The organism is Prevotella sp. lc2012 (genome assembly GCF_900107065.1).
Lineage (GTDB): Bacteria > Bacteroidota > Bacteroidia > Bacteroidales > Bacteroidaceae > Prevotella.
The window spans coordinates 352,167-378,345 of sequence record NZ_FNUF01000001.1; the positions used below are offsets into that span (position 1 = coordinate 352,167).

Here is a 26,179-nt window from a genome sequence, read left to right on the forward strand (position 1 = left end):
ACTATGACTCCCCTTCTTTCTGAATCGTTCTGCTCAAAGATATCTTACCGATCTCTTCGCGATAGAACAATAGCAAAAGAACGACACTAACACTAATGCTGGTATCTGCGAAATTGAAAACAGGACTGAAGAAAACGAAATGGTCTCCTCCGATTAAGGGAATCCACGATGGCCAATCAGTCTCTATTATAGGGAAATAGAACATATCAACCACTTTTCCCATCAAAAACGGCGCATAGCCTGTTCCGAAAGGTACAAAATAGGAGACATAAAAAGGAGACGACTCGTTGAAGATCAGTCCATAGAACATACTGTCAATCAGATTACCGATTGCACCGGCCAACACCATAGCCAGACAAATGACATATCCAGTCTTCGCATTCTTCTTAACTTCCGACCGGATATAATAAACAAGAGCGGTAATAGCCACGACACGAAACAGAGACAATACAATCTTACTGCCTAACTGCATACCAAAGGCCATACCCATGTTCTCGATAAACGTAATGTAAAACCAATCGAACACATGGATGCTCTCATGTAATGTCATCGAAGTCTTGACCCAGATCTTGATGGCTTGGTCTATAAGGAGAATGGCGACTACCACCAGTGCCGCCACTCTGCCTTTTGTCATAAGGCTCTTACTTGAAATCACCTTTTCTTGTTCTGATTCATTTTCGACTCCACACTCAAAGTAGCATGTGGCACCGCACGCAGACGCTCCTTCGGGATCAGTTGTCCGGTAATGCGGTCAACACCATAGGTCTTGTTCTCTATACGTACCAATGCAGCCTTCAAGCCCTGTATAAACTTCTGCTGACGGGCAGCCATGGAAATCAACTCTTCCTTTGACTGTGTGACACTCCCTTCTTCCAAAGCCTTATAGGTGGGTGATGTGTCATCGACATCATTGCTGTCCTGATTGGTCAATACACGCATCATCTGATCATAGTCACGTTTTGCCAATGTCATCTTCTCGTTAATGATCTGACGGAACTCTTCCAGTTCCTCGTCAGTGTATCGTGTTTTCTCTGCCATAATAATTAAGACATTAAGTTTGATAGTTATTGTTCTATTTCTTACTCACTTTAATATTCAACTTGAACTCATCGAAGTCAACCTCCTGACCATCATTGGCTTCCAACTTGATATCATCGGCCAATACCTGTGTCTTGATATAGTCGGCGAAGCTTTCTACGGCCTTCTTTACATCATCGTTCGGAGCCAGCGTCACACTGATGCGGTCAGTAATCTCCAGACCACTCTCCTTACGGATATTCTGAATGCGGTTAATCAGCTCGCGAGCCATACCCTCGTTCTTCAGGTCCTCAGTCAATTCTACCTCAAGGGCTACTGTCAGGTTCCCCTCGTTGGCTACCAACCAACCCGGAATATCCTCACTGATAATATCAACGTCTACGGCTTCAACTGTCAATTGCTGGCCCTCGACCTCGATATCGATGGTACCCTGCTTCTCGAGTTCAGCTATCTGCTCCTGCGAAAGGGCATCCATAGCGGCAGCCACACTCTTCATCAGCTTACCGAACTTCTTACCCATCGTACGGAAATTACATTTCACCTTCTTGACCAGCACACCAGCACCTTCGACGAAACGAAGTTCCTTCACGTTCACCTCGTTCATAATCAGGTCCTTCACGGCCTCAATGTGCGTCTTCTGAGTCTCGTCAACGGCAGGAATCATGATGGCCTGCAGCGGCTGACGAACCTTGATGTTCACCTTACGGCGCAGGGCAAGTACCATCGAGGTAATCTTCTGAGCCATTTCCATACGGGCCTCCAGATCCTTATCAATCTGAGCTTCGTTGGCTACAGGGAATTGATCCAGATGTACTGAGTCGAGTTCGCCACCCAGATCCTTATACAGTTGGTCGGCATAGAACGGCGCAAACGGAGCCAGTAACTTAGCTACGGTCATCAGACAAGTATAGAGTGTCTGGTAAGCTGAGAGCTTATCCTCACTCATCTCCTTACCCCAGAATCGCTTACGGTTCAGACGAACGAACCAGTTGCTCAGGTCGTCATTCACGAATGTGTCGATCAGTCGACCTGCACGTGTGGGATCATAACCGTCGAGCTCTTTCTCCACACCCTTGATAAGTGTGTTCAGACAAGAGAGAATCCAACGATCAATCTCAGGACGTTTATCAAAGTTTACCTGAGCAGCCTGTGGATCAAAACCGTCTACATTGGCATACAGCGCAAAGAAACTGTATGTATTATACAAGGTTCCGAAGAACTTACGGCGTACCTCGTCAACGCCCTCAGGATCGAACTTCAGGTTGTCCCAAGGCTCCGAGTTTGTCATCATATACAGACGCACAGCATCACTGCCGTACTTACCAATCATATCAAACGGATTCACCACGTTACCCACATGCTTCGACATCTTGTTACCCTTAGCATCGAGCACAAGACCTGAAGAAATCACATTCTTGAATGCCACGGAATCAAAGATCATCGTAGCGATGGCATGCAGCGTGAAGAACCAACCTCGAGTCTGGTCCACACCTTCGTTGATAAAGTCACAGGGGAAGGCAATGCCTTTGTCAATGAGATCCTTGTTCTCAAACGGATAGTGTATCTGGGCATAAGGCATCGAACCAGAGTCAAACCAGACGTCAATCAGGTCGCTCTCACGCTTCATGGGCTTACCATTCTCAGACACCAATACGATATGGTCAACATACGGACGATGGAGGTCAATCTTGTCGTAGTTCTCTTTCGACATGTCACCAGGCACGAAACCGTTATCCTTCAACGGATTGCTCTTCATGAATCCAGCCTTCACAGCCTTTTCGATTTCGTTGTAGAGCTCCTCCACAGAACCGATACAGATCTCCTTGCCATCTTCGTCGCGCCAGATGGGCAGTGGTGTTCCCCAGAAACGGCTACGAGAGAGGTTCCAGTCATTCAAATTCTCCAACCAGTTACCGAAACGGCCTGTTCCAGTTGACTCCGGTTGCCAGTTGATGGTTTTATTGAGTTCGAACATACGGTCCTTTTTGGCCGTAGATCGGATAAACCAAGAGTCAAGCGGATAGTAGAGCACGGGCTTGTCTGTACGCCAGCAGTGAGGATAGTTGTGTACGTGCTTCTCAATCTTGAGAGCTGTGCCCTCCTGCTTCATCTCCATACAGATGACGATGTTCAGATCCTCTGCCTTGGCTGCAGCCTGCTCATCATACTTGCCGTCCTTATTGAACTCAGGGGCGTATGCGTTCTTCACATAGTCACCTGCATGATGGCCATAGCCTTCCTTGTTCACACACTTAGCGATGAAGTTATCATCGAGTTCGTCCATCACATAGTACTTACCCTGCAGGTCAACCATCGGACGCGTCTCACCTTTCTTATTAATAAGGAAAAGACTTGGGATATGAGCATCCTTGGCCACCTTGGCATCGTCAGCACCAAAGGTAGGTGCGATATGCACAATACCGGCACCATCCTCTGTGGTCACATAGTCTCCGGGAATCACGCGGAAAGCCTCGCTCTCCATCTCCACGAACTGATCCTTACCGTTCTCACCGGTAAACACCTTCTCAGGATGAGCTGCAGCGTATGCCTTCACATAGTCGGCTGCGTTCTGGTCAAGCTTTGCCGATGGCTTCACCCATGGCATCAACTGCTGATACTTCAGTCCTACCAGCTCTTCACCAGTATAGTGGCCAACAATACGATAAGGTACAAACTTCTCGCCCTTATTGTATTCAGGCATCTCCTCACCGTCGGTCATGTTACCTTCGGGAGCCAGATAGGCGTTCAGGCGACTCTCTGCTAAGATGATAGTAATCTTCTCACCATTATAGGCGTTATAGGTCTCCACAGCCACGTAGTCAATCTTCGGACCTACGCAAAGGGCGGTGTTCGAAGGCAAAGTCCAGGGTGTGGTCGTCCATGCCACGAAGTAAGGTGTTCCCCACTTGGTCCACTCCTCCTTAGGATTCAGAACCTTGAACAAAGCGGTAACAGTGGTGTCCTTCACATCACGGTAACAACCGGGCTGGTTCAATTCGTGTGAACTCAATCCTGTACCGGCACCTGGCGAATACGGCTGAATGGTATAACCCTTGTAGAGCAGGCCTTTCTTATAGAACTGCTGCAGCAACCACCACAGCGTCTCGATATACTTGTTGTCATAGGTGATATACGGATTGTCCAGATCAACAAAATAACCCATCTTCTCCGTCAGGTCACGCCACTCCTGGGTGAACATCATCACATTCTCACGACACTTCTTATTGTAGTCCTCAGTTGAGATATACTTCTCCGAAGCCTTGTTATCAATATCTGCCTTCGTGATACCGAGCTCTTTCTCTACACCGAGCTCTACGGGCAGACCATGGGTATCCCATCCTGCCTTACGCTTCACCTGATATCCCTTCATCGTCTTGTAACGGTTGAAGGTATCCTTGATGGTACGAGCCAGTACGTGGTGAATACCGGGATGTCCGTTAGCCGAGGGAGGTCCCTCGAAGAAAACAAACTGCGGACAGCCCTCACGCTCTTCCACAGAGCGCCAGAACACGTTTTTCGCACGCCACATCTCCAGAATATCATTATTGACCTGGGTCAGGTTCAGACCGTTATGCTCGGCAAATCTCTTAGCCATATTATCTTCTTTATGTCTTAAATTTCTTTTCTTCTACTTTTATATTGGGCGCAAAGGTACTAAAAATATTCGAGCCTACAAAATGAAATTAATATTTTTAATATTTCCGCTAAAAAAGTGTTGTTTTATAAATAAATTGCTTATATTTGCAGTAATATACCAGAATAGCAACATCATCAAAAAACAATAAACACAAATCAACAATCTATGGTAACTTTTACAATGATTCTTCAGCTCTGTATCGTACTTGGAGCGTTGTGGGTAGGCTCACGTTACGGCAGCCTTGCCCTGGGTGCCATCTCCGGTATCGGATTGGCCATTCTGGTCTTTGGCTTCGGACTAAAACCCGGCACGCCACCGACAGATGTTATCTACATCATCATCGCCGCCGTCACCTGTGCTGGTATCATGCAGGCATCCGGTGGAATGGACTGGCTGATCCAGATGGCAGAAAGACTGCTACGTAAGCATCCCGACCGGATTACATTCCTGGCTCCGTTGTGTACCTTCTTCCTGACCATATTGGTAGGAACAGGTCATGTGGTGTATACACTGATGCCGATCATCTGTGATATCGCCCTAAAGAAAGGTATTCGTCCAGAACGCCCCTGTGGCGTGGCTTCTGTGGCATCACAGGTTGGTATCACCTGCTCGCCCATCGCTGCTGCCGTAGTAGCCTTTGTAAGTATCTCCAATGCCAACCACTTCGACATCACCATTCCGGGCGTGCTGATGATCTCAATACCAGCCTGTCTCTGTGGTCTGATGGCCGCTGCCGCTGCCAGCTACCACCGTGGACTCGACCTCGATAAGGATCCGAAGTTCCAGGCCAAATTAAAGGATCCTGAGCAATATAAATATATCTACGGCAGCAATGCCACGACGCTCGACAAGGAAATCCCGCAGTCAGCAAAGAATGCCGTATTCATCTTCCTCGGTGCATTGGCCGTCATTGTCTTCTTCGCTATCTTCCAGAATGCGTTGCCTGCCTACGATACCCTTCGTGCCGTGAAAGGCTCAGAACCGCTCATCCTCGATACGAATGCCACGCTGACGGCAGACATGCTGGTGAAGGCAAAGGTCCATGTAAATGGCATGACAGAATGGTTCAACAAGCCATTGGCTATGAACCTGGTCATCCAGATCGTTATGATCTCTGCCGCCGCTTTGATGATTATCTTCTGTAAGGCAGCCCCGAAGAAAGCTGTCTCCGGTCCTGTGTGGCAGTCGGGCATGGTAGCCGTCGTGGCCATTTACGGTATTGCCTGGCTGGCCGATACTTATTTCTCCAACTATCTGCCTGAGATGAAAGTGATGCTGGCCGACATTGTGAAAGCTTATCCGTGGTCGATAGCACTGGTGTTCTTCTTGGTTTCTGTGCTCATCAACTCTCAGGGAGCTGTTGTCGTGGCGATGCTTCCCCTCGCCTACTCGTTGGGTATCTCCGGTCCCGTACTTCTCGGCGTACTGCCTTCTGTCTACGGTTATTTCTTCATCCCCAACTATCCTTCGGATATCGCCACGGTGAACTTTGACCGCTCTGGGACGACCGTCATCGGCAAATACTTATTGAACCATTCGTTCATGATGCCAGGTCTCATCAGTGTGATCGTCTCCACCATCGTAGCCTATACGCTCTCTAATATCATCTATTAAAAATACTCATAAGAAAACAGGGCTCGCACAACTGCGGGCCCTGTTCTTTATATCTGGTTACTTCTTAGAGATTAAGACTCTTCTTAAGGGCCTCAATTTTCTCTTCGGCAGCCTTACTGCAACGCTCGTAGCAGCCGGCACACTTGAACGAAGGATCCTTTACCTCGGTATAGAACTTGATCTTCGGCTCCGTACCTGAAGGACGGACACTCACTTTCGTACCGTCTTCGCAGAACCACTGGAGCACGTTCGATGTATCCGGCATATTGAGTTTCGTCACATTACCTGCTGCATCCCGTGCCTCCAACGTCTTGTAGTCCTTCCATAGACATACCTTTGAACCACCCAGTTCCTGAGGAGGATTCTCACGGAAATTGGTCATCATCTGCTTGATCTCATCAGCGCCCGACTTACCTGGACGAACCACGTTGATGGTCACCTCTTTCGAGAAACCATACTCAGCATAGATATTCATCAACAGGTCATAGAGCGTCATACCATTATCCTTGGCCCATGCTGCGATCTCACAAATCAGACAGATAGATGCAGGAGAGTCCTTATCACGCACCTTGTCGAATGGCAGGAAACCAAAACTTTCCTCACCACCACCGATATATTTCTTCTGACCCTCAGAAACGCGGATCTCATTGGCTATCCACTTGAAGCCCGTATAACAGTCGCGCAACTCAACCCCGTTCTTCTTGGCAATCTCTGCAATCACCTCGGTGGTCACGATGGTCTTCACGAGGAACTCATTACCCTTCAGCTGACCGAGTTTCTTCTTATTGGCAATGATGTACCAAGAGAACATCATACAGGTCTGGTTACCATTCAGGATCTCCCACTCGCCCTTCGGGTTGCGGCAGACGATAGCCAGACGGTCGGCATCCGGGTCAGAGGCAATCACGAGATCGGCATTCAGACGCGTACCGAGTTTCATACCCAGCGTCATGGCCTCGGCATTCTCGGGGTTCGGTGATACTACCGTTGGGAAGTTACCATCGATAACCATCTGCTCGGGTACCACGTGGATGTTCTGGAAGCCCCATGAACGCAGGGCCATAGGAATGATGACACGACCCGTTCCGTGCATTGGCGAGTAAACGATGTTAAGGTCTTTCTGGCGCAAGATCACATCCTGGTCAACCATCGCCTCTTTCACGGCCTGCAGGTAGTCCCAGTCCATCTCACCACCAATAATATCGATAAGTTCTTTGTTTCCTTCGAACTTTACGTCATTGATAGATACCTTATTTACTTCGTCGATGATACCTACATCGTGCGGAGCAAGCACCTGTGCACCATCGTCCCAGTATGCCTTATAGCCATTGTACTCACGGGGATTGTGGGATGCGGTGACATTGACACCTGCCTGACAACCCAACTGACGGATGGCGAATGAGATCTCTGGCGTCGGACGCAGACTCTCGAAAAGATATACCTTAATGCCGTTGGCCGAGAAGATGTCTGCAACGGTCTCAGCAAACATACGACCGTTGTTACGGCAGTCATGGCCCACCACGACCGAGCACTGTTTACCGGGGAAGGCCTTCAGGATATAGTTCGCAAAACCTTGCGTGGCCATACCAACGATATACTTATTCATGCGATTGGTTCCTGCGCCCATAATACCACGCAGACCACCTGTGCCAAACTCAAGATTCTGATAGAAAGCATCGATGAGAGCGGTCTTATCCTCTGCATCAAGCATCGCCTGTACTTCCTTACGTGTCTCCTCATCAAAGGCGGGAGCAAGCCATTCCTTTGCTTTTGCCTCACACTGGGCAATCAACTGTGCATTATCTGCCATAGTTTTCCTTTATTTGTTTATTTCGGATTGTTATAATACTTGTAACTTACAAAGATAAAAATAAAACAGCAAACTTGTATCTGCCTATGTTATCTTTTTTATTTCTTTAAGATTTTGTCTATTTCGTCAAACTGCTTTCCCATATTGAGATTAAAATAGATACGATATAGGGCTGGTGCCCATTTCTGTTTCTCCTCCGGTGCCAACTTACGATAGGTCTCCATATAGGGAAGTGCTTGTTGATACATCTTCACAACCTGTTTCTTGTTTTTCCTGGAATCCATGCCAAGGGCGATATTCAGACAGGCTGTTCCCGCGTTATAATAAGCATCGGCCATCTGGTCGTTCTGTCTGATAAGTCGCTGACTATAGTCCAGACACTCTGTATAACGCCCCAGGTTCAACAGCATCGTCGATTTAGCAAATAGGAACAGTTCATTCAGACTATCGCTCTGTAACGCTTCATCGGCCACAGCTAAGGCCTGCCTATAGTTTCCTCTCGCTGTATGACTATCTATTAGCCGCGGGAAGAAGTACGATGATTGAGGGAATCGCCGGAAACCTTCTCTGATTGTACTGAGATAGAGGGAGTCGTCTTTCAACTGCAACCACGCCTCTGCCACATACTGCAGTGTGTACTCCAGCTTGGTCGAGTCACGACGTGCCTGTTCAGAGTAACGTAGTGTCTGTACGGCATTGCCCATCCGGTAACCGCAATAGGTTGCCCAATAGGCCGCCTCCCCGATATGTCCGTCGTTTGCCTGCAGGTTATATGACGAGAATAGCGGTTGTCTCACACAGTCGATATACTGTTCAAAATAGTCGAAGGCTGTTTCGTAGTTGCCTTTCCTCAGATGGAAGGCACCTCCGAAGAAGAGATTAGGCCGGTATCCCATCAGACGTCGTGCATTGTTTTCCCGGTACAGAAGGTTTACCTTTCCTTTTTTGTCTGGTTTCATATCAAGGGAGTCAAGGCGTTCCCCGATCGTGAAGAGCCTACGGACAAGACTGAAGAGCTGGACAGTATCGGCGACCTCCTTCTTATACATTTTCTCGTTCACCTGCTCGTACTGTTTCTCTACCGACTGCAGCCAGAGATCGTATATCCGCGGGTTATCCTGATTAACGGAGTCTTTCAACAGACCGATCATCAACTGCTCTGCCTTATCGAAATTCTTGCCACTTTTCAGGATCGTACGCGCATCACCGATCTGCCTTCGCTGGGCTAGACAGAGAGAGACCACAAACAGACAACCAATCGTCAATATCCTTCTCTTATTTCTCATCTGGTTCGTTTTTCCTATAAGAATAGCGGATGCAAAGGTAACCATTTCCCCTTGCATCCGCAAACTATTTGACGGATTTTAACTTATCCGTTTAGTTCTTGTAGTCAGCCTCTGCCTGCTTAGTCTCTGGTGCATCCTCACCATAGAGATTATAGTAGGCATTATAACGGTTGTAACCCCAGTTGGCCTGCAGACGGTCTGGATCCAACTCCTTAGCCTTATCGTAGTATTTGATAGCCTCGGTATAAAGAGCTTTCTTCTGAGCCGGATCCTCAAGTGTCTGAGCCTGCATGCTCAGAGCTGTAGCAGCATAGGTGGCAAGAAGCGCATTGTCGGGCTTCAGCTCATAGGCCTTCTTCAGATAGGTAACAGCCTCTGCAGGATTCTCACTGAGCAGTCCCATACCCTTGTCGGCCAGAGCCACAAAGTTATTAGGATCGGCAGCAAGTGCATCGTCGAGGAGCTGGTTGGCTGCAGCCTTCTCACCCAAGCCCATCAGCACGTTGTAGAGCTTCTCCATCACACCGTTCACCTTGTGCTCAGCATAGATAGCCTTCAGGTTATCCACATACTTCACAGAGTCTTCCTTGGTCGTCAGACCATTACCGAGGATCTCGAGCTTCAGGTTCAGAGCGTTCTCAAACTCTGCAGTATCCTTCATGGCGACATCAGCCAACTGAAGAGCCTTCTCGATATCCTTGTCCTGATAAGCGAAGATAGCAGCGAAACGAGCTACCTGACCGAAGAAAGGAGCCTGCTGAGTACGGTCACACTCCTTGAAGAGGGGTGCGGCATCACTCTCAGCGAAAAGCTGCCAGAAACGACGTGCGTTGGCATTGTCCTTGGCTGTCAGTGCGTTCTGACCGGCATTAACCAACTGGTTTCTGGGAGCCAGCCACAGACGCATAGCGTTGTTCTTAGCAAACTTCGGAGCGACCTTCCCCTTCTCGTTGGGCAGTTGATCGTACTTATCGCACTCAATACCATATACGACTGCATTGTATGCGGCCTCTGACATGGCATTCTCGTCAATAGGTTTCTCTTCTTTTCCCATCTGCTTCGCAATCTGGTTCTCGGTCTGGATGGTGCTCTGCTCATTGAAAGCAGCCATCGCCAGATCAACGAGCTTGTTATAAGCTTTTGCTTTCTCAGCGTCATTAGCAAGCTGTCCGAGACTGCTCTTGACGAGCTGCTCAGCCTCTGCGTAGGTCTTTGCCTTGAGGATAGCCTTCAAAGCATCACTGTCACCGGCAAATGTGGTAGCACTGGCCACCAGCATCATTGCCATCATCATTAACTTTTTCATAAGCCTTTTAATTGGTTGATAATGTTATTGTTCGTTATTGTTGTTGTCATCTGTCTCAAAGGCTGCATCAACAGGACTATCAGAGAGTTGTTCGTCGTTGACGACCTCTGCCTCCTCAATATCTTCCTCCTCAGCCTGAGAGTGCATGACCTTGCAAACACTGGCGATCGTATCGTTCTTCTTCGTGAGATTGATAAGACGAACGCCCTGTGTAGCACGACCCATCACACGCACATCAGCGACCTTCAGACGAATCAGGATGCCACTCTTGTTGATAATCATCAGGTCATTCTCGTCGGTTACCACCTTGATGGCCACCAGACGACCGGTCTTCTCCGTGACAGCGAGGGTCTTCACACCTTTGGCACCACGGGCGGTCTTACGGTAGTCCTCTACCTCTGAACGCTTTCCATAGCCGTTTTCGCTGACCACCATGATAGTCTCCTCATTAGGATCATTGACGCAGACCATACCTACGACCTCGTCGTCACCACCGTCAAGACGCATACCAATGACACCGGTAGAGACACGTCCCATGGTACGAACATCTTTCTCATCGAAACGTACAGCACGACCGTTACGGTTAGCCAGCAGTAGTTCGTTGTGACCATTGGTAAGGCGAACACCTACGACCTCGTCACCCTCGTTGATAATGATAGCCTTGACACCAGCAGAACGCACGTTCTTATACTGATCCAGGCAGGTCTTCTTAATGATACCCTGCTTGGTGGCGAATACCACGTAGTGCGACTTCAGGAATTCCTCATCGTTGAAGTTCTTGATACGCAGAACGGCATTGATGGCATCGTCCGGTTCGATGTTAAGCATATTCTGGATGGCACGACCCTTCGAGTTCTTATCACCCTCCGGGATCTCATAGCACTTCTGCCAGTAACAGCGTCCTTTCTGGGTGAAGAAGAGCAGTGTATTATGCATCGTAGCAGGATAGATATACTCCGTGAAGTCGTTGTCACGATGACGGGCAGCCTTAGCACCTACACCGCCACGTCCCTGCTCATGGAACTCATCCAGCTTTGTACGCTTGATATAGCCCATATGCGAGATCGTGATGACCACGGGATCATCTGGGTAGAAGTCTTCTGCATTGAACTCATGGTCAAACGGAATGATTTCCGTACGACGCTCGTCTCCGTATCTCTCTTTCACTTCCTGAAGGTCATCCTTCATCACCTGTTTACAGCGCTCAGGGTTATCCAGGATCTCCTGCAAATCAGCGATCAGCTTCTGGAGATCATCAAACTCCTGATGGAGCTGGTCGACACGCAGACCGGTCAACTGTGCCAGACGCATATCGACGATAGCCTTCGACTGGAGCTCATCCAACTCAAAGCGAGCCTCAAGGTTACGCTGGGCGTCGGTAGGCGTCTTACTGTTTCTGATGATGTGTACCACCTCGTCGATATTGTTCACGGCGATAATCAAGCCCTCAAGGATGTGGGCACGCTCCTGGGCTTTTCTCAGGTCGTACTGGGTACGACGTATCGTCACATCGTGGCGATGCTCCACAAAGTACTTCACACACTCTTTCAGCGTGAGCAGACGGGGTCTGCCCTTCACCAGTGCGATATTATTCACAGAGAAGGAACTCTGCAGGGCAGTCATCTTAAAGAGCTTGTTCAAGAGCACATTGGCATTGGCATCGCGCTTCACATCGACCACGATACGCATACCCTGACGTCCCGACTCATCGTTGACGTTAGCCACACCCTCAATCTTATGCTGAGTGGCCAGATCGGCGATATAGGCCACCAGATCGGCCTTGTTAACACCATATGGGATCTCCGTCACGACAATCTTATCATGGGTGTCGCCACTTTCGATCTCCGCCTTAGCACGCATCACAATACGTCCACGACCGGTCTCATAGGCATCCTTGACACCCTGCAAGCCATAGATATATGCGCCTGTCGGGAAATCCGGACCTGGGATATACTGCATCAACCCCTCGGTATCGATATCGGGATTGTCGATATAGGCACAACAGCCATCAATCACCTCACCCAGATTATGGGTCGGCATATTCGTTGCCATACCCACGGCAATACCATTACCACCGTTCACCAACAGATTAGGTATCTTGGTCGGCATGACCGTCGGCTCCTCCAACGAGTCATCGAAGTTATTCATCATATCGACCGTCTCCTTATCGAGGTCGTCCATGATATGCTCACCCATCTTCGATAGGCGGCACTCCGTATAACGCATGGCTGCAGGCGAGTCACCGTCGACAGAACCGAAGTTTCCTTGTCCATCAACAAGTGTATAGCGCATATTCCAGTCCTGTGCCATACGCACCAGGGCGCCATACACTGAGGAGTCACCATGGGGGTGATACTTACCGAGCACCTCACCGACGACACGTGCACATTTCTTGTAAGGCTGTGTGGAGACGTTATTGATATTCATCATACCGTATAGGATACGGCGATGCACAGGCTTGAAGCCGTCACGCACATCAGGGAGGGCACGTGCCACAATGACTGACATAGAGTAGTCAATGTAGCTGGATTTCATTTCTTCCTCAATGTTGATCTTAATAATTCTGTCGTTGTCGAAATTCTGATCCATCATTTATTCTAATTTTTACTCTTCTTATTTTTCGTGATTTTGCGTTTAAGGCATTTTTTAGCCATTCTGACGCGTTTTTAACCGTGCAAAGGTAGTTATTTTTTTCCATTCCGACAAACCTTTTAAGCTATTTTAGCGGAAAGTTTTTCGGTAAGTTTGGCACGATGTTTGCAGAATTATTCGTATATTTGCATTATCTAACAAAAATACATTTATAATATGACTAGCCAGTTTTCACCCAAAGTATCGGAAATACTCGCTTTCTCGCGTGAGGAGGCAGCACGTCTGGCCAGCCGTTCAGTAGGACCGGAGCACCTGTTGTTGGGTATGCTCAGAAGCAATGACGGTCCTGTCATCGACCTGTTTCATCGTCTTAACCTGAACTTACAATCAGTCAAGACGGAACTGGAGGAAAGGGTACGTGAGGACGAAATCGGAATGCCAATCAATACGACAGAGCTTGTGCTCAACGAGAAAGCAAGTAACATTCTGAAGCTGGCCGTTCTGGAAGCCAGAATCCAGAGGACGACCAAAGTAGACGAACAGCACCTGTTGCTGGCCATCCTGCATGATGCCGTTAACAATGGTGCCAAACAAGTATTAGAAATGAACAACGTCAATTACGAGGATGCGATGGCCATGCTATTCGCCCCGCATAATGGAATCACTAACGGTATCGGACTCCCCGACGAAGATGAGGACGATTTCGATGAAACAGAGGACTTAGGTGAGTCCGGGCAGTCCAAGAAGGCGACGGCTACCACCCAGAAGAAGTCCACCTCGAAAACACCTGTCCTGGAGGCCTTTGGCACCGATCTGACCCAGGCTGCCGTTGACGGCAAACTGGATCCGTGCGTAGGACGAGAGAAGGAGATACAACGTATCATCGAGATCCTCGGAAGAAGGAAGAAGAACAACCCGATCCTGATAGGTGAACCGGGTGTCGGTAAGAGCGCCATCGTCGAAGGACTGGCACAGCAGATTGCCAGTCATCACACCAGTCCGATGCTCTTCGGAAAACGGATCTTCACCCTCGACATGACGGGTGTAGTTGCCGGCACGAAGTATCGCGGTCAGTTTGAGGAACGTCTGAAAGCCCTGATGAAAGAGTTGGAGGCCAACCCCGACGTGATCGTGTTCATCGACGAGATCCATACCATCATCGGCGCGGGCTCAACACCTGGTTCCATGGATGCCGCGAACATCATGAAGCCGGCCTTGGCAAGAGGCACTATCCAGTGTATTGGTGCCACGACTCTCGACGAGTACAGAAACTCCATCGAGAAAGACGGAGCCTTGGAGCGTCGCTTCCAGAAGGTACAGGTAGAGCCGACCACCAATGAGGAGACACTGCAGATTCTTCAGAATATCAAGGAACGCTACGAGCACCATCACCATGTCATCTATACCGATGAGGCTCTAAAAGCGTGTGTCAAATTGACAGACCGCTACGTGACAGACCGTTTCATGCCTGATAAGGCTATCGATGCGCTCGACGAGACGGGATCACGTGTCCACCTGGGTAATGCCCAGATTCCACCCGAGATCACTGAGAAGGAGAAGGAGATCGAGTTCGTGAAGGAGAAGAAACAGCTTGCCGTCAAGAACCAGAACTTCGAGCTCGCTGCGGGCTATCGTGACCGCCAGACCGTGCTGGAAGCAGAGTTGAAGATCCTGAACGACCGCTGGAAAGAAGGCGATGGCGAGGAACGACAAGTCGTAAGTGCCGAACAGGTTGCCGACGTCGTCTCGATGATGACTGGTGTTCCCGTACAACGGATGGCCGAACAGGAGGGTATCCGTCTGAAAGGTATGGCACAGGAACTGAAGAATGCCGTCATTGCTCAGGATGCGGCCATCGACAAGATGGTGAAGGCCATCCAGCGCAACAGGGTCGGTCTGAAGGATCCCAACCACCCCATCGGTGTGTTTATGTTCCTCGGTCCTACAGGTGTCGGTAAGACTTACCTTGCCAAGAAACTGGCAGAATTCATGTTTGGCAGCAGCGAAGCACTGATCCGCATCGACATGAGCGAATATACGGAGAGCTTCAACACCTCCCGACTGATTGGTGCCCCTCCGGGATACGTGGGATATGAGGAAGGTGGACAACTGACGGAGCGGGTGCGTCGTCACCCCTACTCCATCGTCTTGCTCGACGAGATAGAGAAAGCTCATGGAAATGTGTTCAACCTCTTGCTGCAGGTGCTTGACGAAGGACGACTGACGGATGGCAATGGACGGTTCATCGACTTCCGTAACACGGTCATCATTATGACGTCGAATGCAGGAACACGTCAGTTGAAGGACTTCGGCCGAGGGGTTGGTTTCAGTGCGTCGAACAGCACGGGTCTGGCTCTCAACGAGCGCGACAAGGCCAATGCGCGTAGCATCGTACAGAAAGCGCTCTCAAAGCAGTTCTCACCTGAGTTCCTCAACCGTCTTGATGAGATCATCACCTTCGACCAACTCGACTTGGAGGCTATCAAACGGATTATCGATATTGAACTGAAAGGACTTTATCAGCGTATCGAACAGATTGGCTACCACATCGACCTCGCCGACGATGCCAAGGAGTTCGTAGCCACAAAGGGATATGATGTGCAGTTCGGTGCCCGTCCTCTTAAGCGCGCCATCCAGAACTATATCGAAGATGGCATCAGCGATCTGATTGTGAATGGCAATCTCGAACCCGGTGCCACGATCCACATCACACTAAAAGAAAATGAGTTAGCATTCAGCTAACTCATTTTTCTTTATCTTCAATATCCTAAAGTTTTTCACATTCCTTCATCCATATCGCATACGACGCGTCACTCGGCATCCGCCAGTCACCGCGCGGCGACAGACTCACACTACCGACCTTCGGTCCGTCGGGCAGACAACTGCGTTTAAACTGCTGCGTGAAGAAACGGCGACAGAAGGTGGTAAGCCATTTCTTAACCACATCCTCCGTATAGAGAGGCTCTCCTCCATTGTTCGTCGAGGGGACACAGAATGCCCGTTGTGCCAGAAGGAAGATCTTCTTCGGACTGAACCCGTAGCGGAGGAAATAATAGATGAAGAAATCATGCAACTCATAAGGACCGACAAGATCCTCGGTCTTCTGTTTAATCTTTCCATCCTCGTCGGCAGGAATCAGTTCCGGCGATATCGGCGTGTCAATGATATCGAGCAGGGTCTCCGTCGCCATCTCACCAGCCACATAACTGACCAGATAACGGATCAGCGTCTTCGGTACACCGACATTCACGCCATACATCGACATGTGGTCGCCATTATAGGTGGCCCAACCGAGTGCCAGCTCCGAGAGATCACCCGTTCCGACCACGATTGCATTCTCCTTGTTGGCCACGTCCATCAGGATCTGCGTCCTCTCACGGGCCTGTGAGTTCTCGTAAGTCACATCATGCAGGTCGTGATCATGACCGATATCCTTGAAGTGCTGGGTCACAGCCTTGGCAATACTGATCTCACGGATGGTCACACCCAGGGTCTCCATCAGCTTCATCGCATTATGATAGGTTCGGTCGGTCGTGCCGAAGCCCGGCATGGTGATGCCGATGACACCCTTCCGATCCAGACCGATCTTATCAAAGGCCTTCACCGTAACCAGAAGGGCGAGAGTAGAATCCAGTCCACCACTGATACCGATCACCGCCTTCTGGGCGTTGACATGATAGAGACGTTTCGCCAGACCTGACACTTGGATATTCAGTATCTCCTCACAGGATGCCTGCATATTCTCGTCCTTCGGAATAAAGGGATGCGGGTCTATCTCTCGCTGCAACTCGAAGTCACGTGGTGCAACGGGCTTACACGCCACCTCATGCGCACTGGCATGACGCTGTGCATTGATGAACGTCGTATTACAACGACGCTCCACACGCAGCTTCTCGATATCAATCTGAGTCATCCGTATCTGTGGCTGGAACGAGAAACGGTCGCCCTCAACGAGCAACTGTCCGTTCTCGAAGATCATGGCATTACCGCCATAGACCACATCCTGCGTCGACTCTCCGAAACCACAGCTCGCATAGACATAGCCACAGACCATTCGTGCGCTCTGCTGGGCCAACAACGACTTCAGATAGGCATGCTTACCGATCAGCTCGTCACTGGCCGAGAGGTTCAAGATGATGTCCGCACCTGCCAGTGCCAGATTGTTGCTCGGTGGAATCGGAGCCCAAACATCCTCACAGATCTCAATACCGAACTTCATACCTCCTCGCGTCACAAACAACTGAGGCTCGGCACTGACATGGACAGGACTGCCTGCGAAATAGATGTCCGTAGGATTCAGATCCTGCGCAGAGGCAAACCAGCGTTTCTCGTAGAACTCGCCATAGTTGGGCAGGTAGGTCTTGGGAACGATACCCAGAAGAGAACCGCCTTGTATGACAGCCGCACAGTTATACAACAGACCGTTGATCACAACTGGCAGACCGACCACGGAGATAATGTCCAACTTCCTGGTGAAGTCCAACAACACCATGACGCCTTCCTCCACCTTGTCGAGCAACAACTGCTCCTTGAAAAGGTCCTGACAGGAATAGCCCGTGACACAGAGTTCCGGGAACACCATCAACTCAATGTCTCGTCCTTCCGCTTGGGCAATCAGACTCTCAATCTGCTGGATGTTGTAATCGACATCCGCCACTCTCACCGCAGGAACGGCTGCGGCCACCTTCGCAAATCCGTATCTCATAACTTAATCTTTTGGACATCATTCTCAATCACCGGATAAATCAGAGCCGGCTGCTCAAAGAAATCATTCTCACGGAACGCATGTAGCTTATAGAATTTCACCGGATCCATCCGCACCTGTGCGTTGACCACCGGTTTCAAAAGGAAATGCTTGTCACGCTTATAGGCGATCATCTGCACACAGCCATGCTCCAGTTCATTCAGGTTCTCCCGTCCGAACTCCTCGATAAATTCCTTGGTGTTCGGCTCGATCTCTCCTTCTGCCCTCACCTGCCAGGCATTACCCTCGGCAGTCATATAGACATAGCGCAGATAGTAGTTTGAGTCGTTCACCAGATAGGTCTCGAAACGGGTCTGTGACAGCTCTTTCACATCCATCGGCACAAAAGCCATATAAACGCTTAACTTATCACCGCCACGACGTTCTTCCGGCTTGGCACGGAAGGTGATGGGCCTGTCGGCCGGCTCCGTCTCCTCATCCTCGTCATGAGCATGCAGGGCAGCCTTCACCGAACTGGCCTTGGCCTCCACCACATGCTTCGTGTCGTAGTCCTCGTCGCCTACCACCACGACCTCATTGACGAGCATAGGCATCTGGAAGCCGTCCTCGTCCTCTACGAGAACGATGTTCTTCCCCTGGAAACCGGCTACTCGTCCGCCGCCAACCTCACTGAGGAATCTCACTTGATCTCCGATCTTCATGATATATAGGTTGATTACAGGTACAATAAACAGTTTAGTTGTTGACGGAACCGCCGACGATATCGAGCAACTCGTTGGTAATGGCCTGCTGACGACTCTTATTATATTGCAGGTTCAACTGTCTGAGCAACTCATCGGCATTATCGGTTGCCGTCTGCATGGCCACCATGCGGGCGGCATGCTCCGAAGCATTCGAGTCGAGCAGAGCTGTGTAGAGCATCAGGTGGGCTAACTTCGGTATCAGCTGCGAGAGAACGGTGTCCATGTCGGGCTCCACGATGAAGTTATCATTGAGCGGCTTCACCTCCTCCTGACTCCGATCTCCCGACTCCTGTCCTCTGTCTCCTCTCTTCTTCAGATACTCCTGCGACTCCCGCGTAGCCACCATACTGGTGAGATCACGCTCATGGTCGCGATGTAATTCCTCCTCGATATCGATGGGCAGGAAGGTTTTACGAGTGAGCACCTGCGAACCCGCACTCTTAAAGTGATGATAGATTAGTTCAACCTTATCTAACTCACCTTCAGCAAATTTCCGTCCGAGTTCCATGGCGATCTCTATGCACTGATGTACGTTAGGTTTGTCGGCCAAAGCCGAGAACTCACCTTGCACATTCAGTCCCATCTTCTGGGCTTTCTCATAGACCTTCCGACCAATAGGATATACCTCCACGTTCTCACGACCTATCTCCTGCGCATAGGCATCAACGGCCTGATTCATCATTTTGATGATATTGGCGTTGAAACCTCCGCAGAGAGAGGAGTTCGACGAGAACACCAGAAGTGCCACACGTCTCACCGGACGCACCTGATCATAGATGGTCTGTGAGTCGGCCTCGGCAGCCAGGAACGACTTCAGAATATGCTCCAACAGGGTCTCGTAGGGAAGCATATTCTGTATCGCCACCTGGGCATGGTGCAACTTCGACGATGCAACCATCTTCATGGCCGACGTGATCTTCCGTGTGGAATTTACAGAGGCAATCCGTCCTTTAATTTCTTTCAGACTTGGCATAATTCCTTGTTTTAAGGACTTACTTATACGTTCCCGCGATGTCGGCCATGACAGACTCGATCGTGGCGGTCGTAGCGTCGTCGATCTTTCCACTGGCAAGCGTCTCGATCACCTCAGGGTGAGTAGAACGCATCTTGTCGAGGAACTGTCCCTGACACTCGCGCACCTTGTCGATGGGCACCTCACGCATCAAGCCATGGACACCACAATAGAGGATGGCAATCTGCTCTCCTACGGGCATCGGACTATACTGAGGCTGGATCAGCAACTGGTTGTTCTTACGACCACGGTCGAGGGTCATCGCCGTCACGGCATCCATATCACTCGAGAACTTCGAGAAGGCCTCGAGCTCACGGTACTGGGCCTGGTCAATCTTCAGCGTACCGGCCACCTTCTTCATCGACTTGATCTGGGCCGATCCACCGACACGGCTCACGGAGATACCAACGTTGATGGCGGGACGGAAACCCTGGTTGAAGAGGTCACTCTCCAAGAAGATCTGACCATCAGTGATGGAGATCACGTTCGTGGGGATATAAGCCGACACGTCACCTGCCTGTGTCTCAATGATAGGCAGAGCGGTGAGAGAACCACCACCCTTCACATGACCCTTCATGCACTCGGGCAGGTCGTTCATCTGCTCAGCCACCTCCTGCTGCTCGTTCATCTTGGCGGCACGCTCAAGGAGACGGGAGTGGAGATAGAACACATCACCCGGATAGGCCTCACGACCCGAAGGACGACGCAGAATCAGCGACACCTCACGGTAAGCTACGGCCTGCTTCGACAGGTCGTCATAGACCACGAGGGCGGGCAGACCACGGTCACGGAAATACTCACCGATGGCAGCACCGGCAAACGGTGCGTAGTACTGCATGGCAGCCGGATCGGCTGCAGTAGCAGCCACCACGATGGTGTAAGGCATGGCACCGTGCTCCTGCAACGTAGAGACAAGAGCGGCTACGGTACTGGCTTTCTGACCGATGGCCACATAGATACAATAGACAGGCTTACCTGCCTCATAGAAACTCTTCTGGTTGATGATGGTATCCACGGCGATGGCTGTCTTACCCGTCTGACGGTCACCGATGATGAGCTCACGTTGACCGCGACCGATGGGGATCATCGAGTCGATAGCCTTCAGACCGGTCTGCAACGGCTCCTTCACGGGCTGACGGTAGATCACACCGGGGGCCTTACGGTCAAGAGGCATCTCGAATGCCTCGCTCAGGTCGATATCGCCCTTACCATCGATGGCTTGTCCCAGCGGGTTGATCACACGACCGAGCATGTTGTCATTAACACGGATAGAAGCGATACGCTTGGTACGCTTCACGACCATACCCTCCTTAATGCCCGATGTCGAACCGAGGAGCACACAACCGACGTTATCCTCCTCCAGGTTCATCACGATAGCCATCGTACCATTCTCGAACTCCAAGAGTTCGTTGGCCTCGGCATTACGCAGACCATAGATACGAGCCACACCGTCGCTGACGGTGAGCACAGTACCCACCTCGTCGAACTTCTCTGCTTGAGAGATGCCCTTCAACTGGTCAAGCAGGACCTGGGATACTTCGCTTGGTTTAATCTTATCTGACATAAATACTTTAATTCTATTTTCTTTCTACCACGAATTTCACTAATTTCACGAATTGCTGCACTTGACAAAAATTAGATTAATTTGTGTCATTCGTGGTCGTTTACTTCTTTAGTTGTGTTAGGATGGAGTTGAGCTTCGTCTTGACACTGGCATCCATGCGATAAGTGTCATACTCGAGGATGAAGCCACCGATGATATCGGGGTTCACCTCCGTCTCGAACTCCACCGTTCCATTGGTCTTGCTCTCCACCAACTGGCGCATCTTCTGCTCTGTGGCAGGTGACACTGCAGCAGCGGTGATGAGGCATCCTCGGATGACATTCTTCTGTTGCCGGTATAGCGTGACATACGAATGGGCGATGAACTGCATCACACTCTCTCGACCTTCCTTGAGCACCAACTCGACAAAGGCCTTGGTGAGCGAGGAGGGCTCCTTGCCGACAGCGGTCAGCAAGAGCTTCTCCTTATCGTTTTTCGAGAGCATCGGATTGTCAATCGTCAACCGCAGCTGCGGCACGTCGGCATAGCTCTTGGCGAGCTGCTGCATCTCGGCATATACCGCATCTTCGATCTTCGCGTCAGTAGCACTCTTGAGCAGCGCACGGGCGTATCTTACCGATATGACTCCTATATCCATACGTTATACCAAATTAGTGAGTTGAAGAAATATCATCCAGCATACGGTCAATCAGATCCATCTGCGACTGATCGTCCTTGAGGTTCTGTTTGAGAACCTTCTCAGCGATCTCGACACTGAGCGTGGCCACTTGGGCACGGATATCGGCAATGGCGGCCTTCTTCTCCTGTTCGATGGCATTACGCGCATCGTCAAGCAGACGAGCCCCCTCACTCTTGGCCTTCTCCTGTGCTTTCTCCACGATCGCGTCGCGCGTCTCGGCAGCTTCTTTCAATATCTGAGCCTGCTTCTCGCGAGCCTCCTGCAAGATGGATTCACCTTCTTTCTCGATATTGGCAAGACGCTCCTGGGCCTCGTGGGCCTTACGGAGACTCTCGTCGATATAGTTCTTCCGTTCCTCCACCATATGGGTTATGACGGGGAAGCCGAACTTGGCAAGAAGGAGAAAGACCACCAAGAACGCCACGAACATCCAGAAGAAGAGTCCGAAGTCGGGCGTAAGTATTGATGGTAAGTTAATTGAGTCCATTTGCACAGATGAGTTTGAGGATTAGATGAATACGCAAAGTGCACATACGACGACAGCGAACAGGGCAACACCCTCAACGAATGCGGCTGTCAGAATCATGTTGGTACGGATGGTACTTGCTGCCTCGGGCTGACGTGCGATGGCATCCATAGCATTACCACCAATACGACCGATACCGAGACCGGCACCAATAGCTGCAATACCTGCGCCGAGACCGGCACCAAACTTAGCAAGACCAGCAGCGGCTGCTGCCTGTAATAACAATGATGTTATCATAACTTTAAAATTTTAGTTGTAAATATTTAATGTTTTAATTTTTTATTTTCACTCGTGATGATGCTCGGGATGTGCCAGTCCGATGAACACGGCACTGAGCATCGTAAAGACATAAGCCTGTATAAAAGCCACCAGAAACTCCAGACAGTTCATGAAAAGGATCATCACGAAACTGAGCAGGGTCAGGCCTGAGCCCAGATAGGCATTCAGCGACCAGCCGATGAAGATGATAGCCGTAAACGACAGGATAATGGCGTGACCGGCCATCATGTTGGCAAAGAGACGGACCATCAGGGCGAAAGGCTTGGTGATGATGCCAAAGAACTCGATGATAGGCATGATAGCCACGGGATAAGCCTTCAGGAAAGCCGGCACATCGGGCCAGAAGATCTCCTTCCAGTACTCCTTGTTTCCGAAGAGGTTGACAGCCAGCATCGTACAGAGGGCCAGGAAGAATGTGATATTGATGTTACCCGTCACATTAGCGCCACCGGGGAAGATAGGCAACAGTCCCAACATGTTGGTGATCAGGATGAAGAAGAACACCGTGAGCAGGTAAGGGGCATACGGACGGTAATGCTTCTCACCGATAGAGTCCTTGATCAGATCATCGTGAATGGTCATCACCAGCATCTCCACCATACCGACAAAGCCCTTAGGCACATCCTTGGTCGCATCGTGCTTCTTATACCAGGAGGCACAGCCAAGGAAAATAGCCAGCATGATGGCTACGACAATCCATATCTGAACCACACTCTTGGTGATACTGATATCCCACGGACGGACACTTGTCCCGTCGGAGAGACGCTCGTAGATCTTACCGTTCTTCTCTTCATTGAAATAGAAGCCCATGTAGTCGGCCTTCCCCTCCTCCATCGCCTCTTCGATGCGCGAGCTGCAGAAAGCATGCCACTCACCGGTGGCCTCACTTCTGACGATGACCGGCAGAGGAATACTGATATGATGACCGCCTACGGTGGTGATATGCCACTCATAAGCGTCAGAGAGGTGTCCAAGCACAATCTCCTTCACATCCACCCCCTCACTCTCGTTAGCCGACACAGGCGTGCCGACGGCCAAAAGAAGGGTCAGACATAAAAGCAAATATCTCATTATCTTCAGTTTATACATTTTGTTTATTCTTCTTCTCGTTCCTGACAAAATACCACGTATCATAGATCAGAACTACGAAATAGTATATCAGGAAGATGCCGACAAACCACAGGATTGAAGCACGACTGGAAGCCAGGAAGCAGAACGCCAGCACAACGACGATGGCAGCAAACATACGGATAGACGATGCCGCCATGTAGAGTGTAGGCATGCTAGAAGGCGATGTCGCCTGAACCCACTTCCACACCAGGGCGTAAGCGATGCAGGCCACCAGTTGGAACACCGCTGAGATACAGATCGGCTTTGCCATCAGCTCCACATCACCCCAGATGTTGACATAGAGCAGGAATAGCAGACTGAGACCTGCTATCAGACAAATACTCTGTCTCAGGTAGGTATTGACAACGTTCTTAGTCATGTTCTTGTAGTTCTACGCAAAGACTCACCTTATTCTTCTGTACCTCCACAAAGCCACCAGCGATAGCGATGGTGTGCTTACCGTCGGCAGCAGTATAGATCACGTCGCCCTGACACAGTGACGAGATGATAGGCGCATGGTTCGTCAGGATCTCAAACTGTCCCATGGCACCAGGCACCAACACACTCTCAACGGTTCCGTCGTATTCAATTTTCTCAGGCGAGACAACCCTCAGTTGCAACATATAGTTCAATGTTCTAAGTTCAAAGTTCAAGCTCGCGATGAAGCGAGAGCAGAGTCAAGTCACCCCTTCGCGGCCTCAAGCAACTTCTTGGCCTTCTCCTTGGCCTCCTCGATGGTTCCGACATTGAGGAATGCCTGCTCAGGCAGATCATCCACCTCACCGTCGAGAATGGCGTTGAAGCCCTTGATAGTCTCCTCAATGGGCACCATCACACCCGGCAGACCGGTGAACTGTGATGCCACAGAGAACGGCTGAGAGAGGAAGCGTTGTACACGACGGGCACGGTTCACCGTCAACTTATCCTCGTCGGAGAGTTCGTCCATACCGAGGATGGCGATGATATCCTGCAACTCCTTGTAACGCTGAAGAATCTCCTTCACGCGCTGGGCACAGTCATAGTGTGCCTTACCCACGATCAGCGGGTCAAGAATACGAGAGGTAGAACCCAGAGGATCCACAGCCGGATAGATACCGAGCTCAGCGATCTTACGGTCGAGCACCGTCGTCGCATCCAAGTGCGTGAACGTGGTGGCAGGTGCCGGGTCGGTCAAGTCGTCGGCAGGCACATACACAGCCTGCACGGAGGTAATAGAGCCCGTCTTCGTTGAGGTGATACGCTCCTGCATCGTACCCATCTCCGAGGCCAGCGTCGGCTGATAACCCACGGCCGACGGCATACGACCCAACAGGGCCGACACCTCAGAACCAGCCTGGGTGAAACGGAAGATGTTATCGATGAAGAACAGGATATCGGCGGCACCGCCGTCCTTACCACCTGCATCACGGAAGCCCTCGGCCACGGTCAGTCCCGACAGGGCCACAGAGGCACGTGCCCCAGGAGGCTCGTTCATCTGTCCATAGACCAGAGTAGCCTGACTCTTCTTCAACTCCTCGGGATCGACGAGTGAGAGGTCCCACTTGCCTTCATCCATCGCCTGACGGAACTTATCACCGTAACGGATTACGCCCGACTCGATCATCTCTCGGATCAGGTCATTACCCTCACGAGTGCGCTCTCCCACGCCGGCGAACACTGAGAATCCATTATGTCCCTTGGCAATATTATTGATCAGCTCCATGATGAGCACGGTCTTTCCTACACCGGCACCACCGAAGAGACCGATCTTACCACCCTTCATATAGGGTTCCAACAGATCGATAACCTTGATACCTGTGGCCAGGATCTCCTTCTTCGTGGAGAGATCCTCAAATGTCGGAGCTTCGCGGTGGATTGGATAAGCGCCCTCCATATCGAGTTGTTTCATACCATCGATAGGCTGACCGATCACGTTCAGCATTCGACCCTTGATCTGATCACCGGCAGGCATCACGATCGGTGAGCCCAGGGGGATCGCTTCCAGTCCACGGTGCAGTCCGTCGGTATTATCCATAGCCACGCAGCGCACCGTATCCTCACCGATGTGCTGCTGCACCTCGGCAATCAGTTCGCGCCCGTCGCCACGGTCAATTCTCAAGGCATCATGAATCTTCGGAAGCACTTTTTCCGCATCCTGTCCTTCCGTATCGAAATAGACATCGATAACAGGACCGATAATCTGCGAAATGTGTCCAGCAATTTGTGACATATGCTTTTTATTTAATTGTTGTTTGGTTTAAGTGATGTTAGTTACATGCAAAGGTAGATATTTTTATCC

At 50.4% G+C, this 26,179-nt stretch carries 20 protein-coding genes; 2 read left to right on the forward strand and 18 right to left on the reverse strand.

From position 1 onward, the window contains the following. Position 1 precedes the first annotated feature (1 nt). The 3 genes from BLU99_RS01585 to ileS are packed head-to-tail and all read right to left on the reverse strand — an operon-like array spanning position 2 to position 4,633. The gene (locus tag BLU99_RS01585; RefSeq protein WP_091899419.1) at positions 2–634 is read right to left on the reverse strand and encodes a lipoprotein signal peptidase; all 633 of its coding nucleotides are present in this window, start codon (positions 632–634) and stop codon (positions 2–4) included. A 17-nt stretch (positions 635–651) separates the two neighbouring features. Next, complete coding sequence (locus BLU99_RS01590) at positions 652–1,038, reverse strand: TraR/DksA family transcriptional regulator (RefSeq protein WP_091899420.1); 387 nt, start codon at positions 1,036–1,038, stop codon at positions 652–654. Positions 1,039–1,072: 34 nt separating this feature from the next. Further along, positions 1,073–4,633 (reverse strand): isoleucine--tRNA ligase, encoded by a 3,561-nt coding sequence (gene ileS, locus BLU99_RS01595; RefSeq protein WP_091899421.1) that lies wholly within the window; start codon positions 4,631–4,633, stop codon positions 1,073–1,075. Between the two features lie 207 nt (positions 4,634–4,840). Here ileS and BLU99_RS01600 point away from each other — a divergent pair, with 207 nt between their 5' ends. After that, entirely contained in the window at positions 4,841–6,289 is a 1,449-nt protein-coding gene (locus BLU99_RS01600) for an anaerobic C4-dicarboxylate transporter (protein ID WP_091899422.1), read from the forward strand. 64 nt (positions 6,290–6,353) lie between these two features. On the opposite strand, the gene BLU99_RS01605 is transcribed toward BLU99_RS01600, so the two are convergent. The 4 genes from BLU99_RS01605 to gyrA form a co-directional block, all read right to left on the reverse strand. Continuing rightward, a complete protein-coding gene (locus BLU99_RS01605; RefSeq protein WP_091899423.1) occupies positions 6,354–8,099 on the reverse strand; it encodes a phospho-sugar mutase in 1,746 nt (581 codons plus the stop codon). Positions 8,100–8,197: 98 nt separating this feature from the next. Next, complete coding sequence (locus BLU99_RS01610; RefSeq protein WP_091899424.1) at positions 8,198–9,385, reverse strand: tetratricopeptide repeat protein; 1,188 nt, start codon at positions 9,383–9,385, stop codon at positions 8,198–8,200. Between the two features lie 91 nt (positions 9,386–9,476). Then, positions 9,477–10,691: a tetratricopeptide repeat protein gene (locus BLU99_RS01615; RefSeq protein ID WP_091899425.1), complete on the reverse strand. Its 1,215-nt coding sequence runs from the start codon at positions 10,689–10,691 to the stop codon at positions 9,477–9,479. Positions 10,692–10,715: 24 nt separating this feature from the next. Next, the gene (gyrA, locus tag BLU99_RS01620) at positions 10,716–13,280 is read right to left on the reverse strand and encodes a DNA gyrase subunit A (RefSeq protein WP_091899916.1); all 2,565 of its coding nucleotides are present in this window, start codon (positions 13,278–13,280) and stop codon (positions 10,716–10,718) included. A 219-nt stretch (positions 13,281–13,499) separates the two neighbouring features. Between gyrA and BLU99_RS01625 the strand changes: the two genes are divergently transcribed. Next, positions 13,500–16,025 carry an ATP-dependent Clp protease ATP-binding subunit gene (locus BLU99_RS01625; protein WP_091899426.1) on the forward strand — a complete coding sequence of 842 codons (2,526 nt, stop codon included), beginning with the start codon at positions 13,500–13,502 and terminating at the stop codon, positions 16,023–16,025. Between the two features lie 25 nt (positions 16,026–16,050). On the opposite strand, the gene BLU99_RS01630 is transcribed toward BLU99_RS01625, so the two are convergent. The 11 genes from BLU99_RS01630 to atpD all read right to left on the reverse strand — a co-directional run bounded on the left by BLU99_RS01630 (position 16,051) and on the right by atpD (position 26,110). Continuing rightward, positions 16,051–17,988 carry an NAD(+) synthase gene (locus BLU99_RS01630; RefSeq protein ID WP_091899427.1) on the reverse strand — a complete coding sequence of 646 codons (1,938 nt, stop codon included), beginning with the start codon at positions 17,986–17,988 and terminating at the stop codon, positions 16,051–16,053. Then, positions 17,985–18,689, reverse strand: a complete 705-nt coding sequence (locus tag BLU99_RS01635) for a DUF2027 domain-containing protein (RefSeq protein WP_091899428.1) — start codon at positions 18,687–18,689, stop codon at positions 17,985–17,987. The genes BLU99_RS01630 and BLU99_RS01635 overlap by 4 nt, the downstream gene beginning before the upstream one ends. A 34-nt stretch (positions 18,690–18,723) precedes the next feature. Then, entirely contained in the window at positions 18,724–19,704 is a 981-nt protein-coding gene (locus tag BLU99_RS01640) for a F0F1 ATP synthase subunit gamma (RefSeq protein ID WP_091899429.1), read from the reverse strand. A gap of 19 nt (positions 19,705–19,723) precedes the next feature. Next, the gene (gene atpA / locus BLU99_RS01645; protein WP_091899430.1) at positions 19,724–21,307 is read right to left on the reverse strand and encodes a F0F1 ATP synthase subunit alpha; all 1,584 of its coding nucleotides are present in this window, start codon (positions 21,305–21,307) and stop codon (positions 19,724–19,726) included. A 100-nt stretch (positions 21,308–21,407) separates the two neighbouring features. Next, positions 21,408–21,944 (reverse strand): F0F1 ATP synthase subunit delta, encoded by a 537-nt coding sequence (locus BLU99_RS01650; RefSeq protein WP_091899431.1) that lies wholly within the window; start codon positions 21,942–21,944, stop codon positions 21,408–21,410. Between the two features lie 13 nt (positions 21,945–21,957). Beyond that, positions 21,958–22,473, reverse strand: coding sequence for a F0F1 ATP synthase subunit B (gene atpF, locus BLU99_RS01655; RefSeq protein WP_091899432.1), 516 nt, complete (start codon positions 22,471–22,473; stop codon positions 21,958–21,960). 21 nt (positions 22,474–22,494) lie between these two features. Continuing rightward, a complete protein-coding gene (atpE, locus tag BLU99_RS01660; RefSeq protein ID WP_091899433.1) occupies positions 22,495–22,749 on the reverse strand; it encodes an ATP synthase F0 subunit C in 255 nt (84 codons plus the stop codon). 48 nt (positions 22,750–22,797) lie between these two features. Beyond that, on the reverse strand, positions 22,798–23,862 hold the full coding sequence (gene atpB / locus BLU99_RS01665; protein WP_369807686.1) for a F0F1 ATP synthase subunit A: 1,065 nt from the start codon (positions 23,860–23,862) through the stop codon (positions 22,798–22,800). A gap of 10 nt (positions 23,863–23,872) precedes the next feature. Beyond that, positions 23,873–24,280: a hypothetical protein gene (locus BLU99_RS01670; RefSeq protein ID WP_091899434.1), complete on the reverse strand. Its 408-nt coding sequence runs from the start codon at positions 24,278–24,280 to the stop codon at positions 23,873–23,875. Further along, positions 24,273–24,524 (reverse strand): ATP synthase F1 subunit epsilon, encoded by a 252-nt coding sequence (gene atpC, locus BLU99_RS01675; RefSeq protein ID WP_091899435.1) that lies wholly within the window; start codon positions 24,522–24,524, stop codon positions 24,273–24,275. The genes BLU99_RS01670 and atpC overlap by 8 nt, the downstream gene beginning before the upstream one ends. A 59-nt stretch (positions 24,525–24,583) precedes the next feature. Next, complete coding sequence (gene atpD, locus BLU99_RS01680; RefSeq protein WP_091899436.1) at positions 24,584–26,110, reverse strand: F0F1 ATP synthase subunit beta; 1,527 nt, start codon at positions 26,108–26,110, stop codon at positions 24,584–24,586. Positions 26,111–26,179: the final 69 nt, after the last annotated feature.

Coding starts and splice junctions, on each gene's coding strand:
- BLU99_RS01585 (WP_091899419.1), bottom strand. CDS start 634: ATGACAAAAGGCAGAGTGGCGGCACTGGTGGTAGTCGCCATTCTCCTT.
- BLU99_RS01590 (WP_091899420.1), bottom strand. CDS start 1,038: ATGGCAGAGAAAACACGATACACTGACGAGGAACTGGAAGAGTTCCGT.
- ileS (WP_091899421.1), bottom strand. CDS start 4,633: ATGGCTAAGAGATTTGCCGAGCATAACGGTCTGAACCTGACCCAGGTC.
- BLU99_RS01600 (WP_091899422.1), top strand. CDS start 4,841: ATGGTAACTTTTACAATGATTCTTCAGCTCTGTATCGTACTTGGAGCG.
- BLU99_RS01605 (WP_091899423.1), bottom strand. CDS start 8,099: ATGGCAGATAATGCACAGTTGATTGCCCAGTGTGAGGCAAAAGCAAAG.
- BLU99_RS01610 (WP_091899424.1), bottom strand. CDS start 9,385: ATGAGAAATAAGAGAAGGATATTGACGATTGGTTGTCTGTTTGTGGTC.
- BLU99_RS01615 (WP_091899425.1), bottom strand. CDS start 10,691: ATGAAAAAGTTAATGATGATGGCAATGATGCTGGTGGCCAGTGCTACC.
- gyrA (WP_091899916.1), bottom strand. CDS start 13,280: ATGGATCAGAATTTCGACAACGACAGAATTATTAAGATCAACATTGAG.
- BLU99_RS01625 (WP_091899426.1), top strand. CDS start 13,500: ATGACTAGCCAGTTTTCACCCAAAGTATCGGAAATACTCGCTTTCTCG.
- BLU99_RS01630 (WP_091899427.1), bottom strand. CDS start 17,988: ATGAGATACGGATTTGCGAAGGTGGCCGCAGCCGTTCCTGCGGTGAGA.
- BLU99_RS01635 (WP_091899428.1), bottom strand. CDS start 18,689: ATGAAGATCGGAGATCAAGTGAGATTCCTCAGTGAGGTTGGCGGCGGA.
- BLU99_RS01640 (WP_091899429.1), bottom strand. CDS start 19,704: ATGCCAAGTCTGAAAGAAATTAAAGGACGGATTGCCTCTGTAAATTCC.
- atpA (WP_091899430.1), bottom strand. CDS start 21,307: ATGTCAGATAAGATTAAACCAAGCGAAGTATCCCAGGTCCTGCTTGAC.
- BLU99_RS01650 (WP_091899431.1), bottom strand. CDS start 21,944: ATGGATATAGGAGTCATATCGGTAAGATACGCCCGTGCGCTGCTCAAG.
- atpF (WP_091899432.1), bottom strand. CDS start 22,473: ATGGACTCAATTAACTTACCATCAATACTTACGCCCGACTTCGGACTC.
- atpE (WP_091899433.1), bottom strand. CDS start 22,749: ATGATAACATCATTGTTATTACAGGCAGCAGCCGCTGCTGGTCTTGCT.
- atpB (WP_369807686.1), bottom strand. CDS start 23,862: ATGAGATATTTGCTTTTATGTCTGACCCTTCTTTTGGCCGTCGGCACG.
- BLU99_RS01670 (WP_091899434.1), bottom strand. CDS start 24,280: ATGACTAAGAACGTTGTCAATACCTACCTGAGACAGAGTATTTGTCTG.
- atpC (WP_091899435.1), bottom strand. CDS start 24,524: ATGTTGCAACTGAGGGTTGTCTCGCCTGAGAAAATTGAATACGACGGA.
- atpD (WP_091899436.1), bottom strand. CDS start 26,110: ATGTCACAAATTGCTGGACACATTTCGCAGATTATCGGTCCTGTTATC.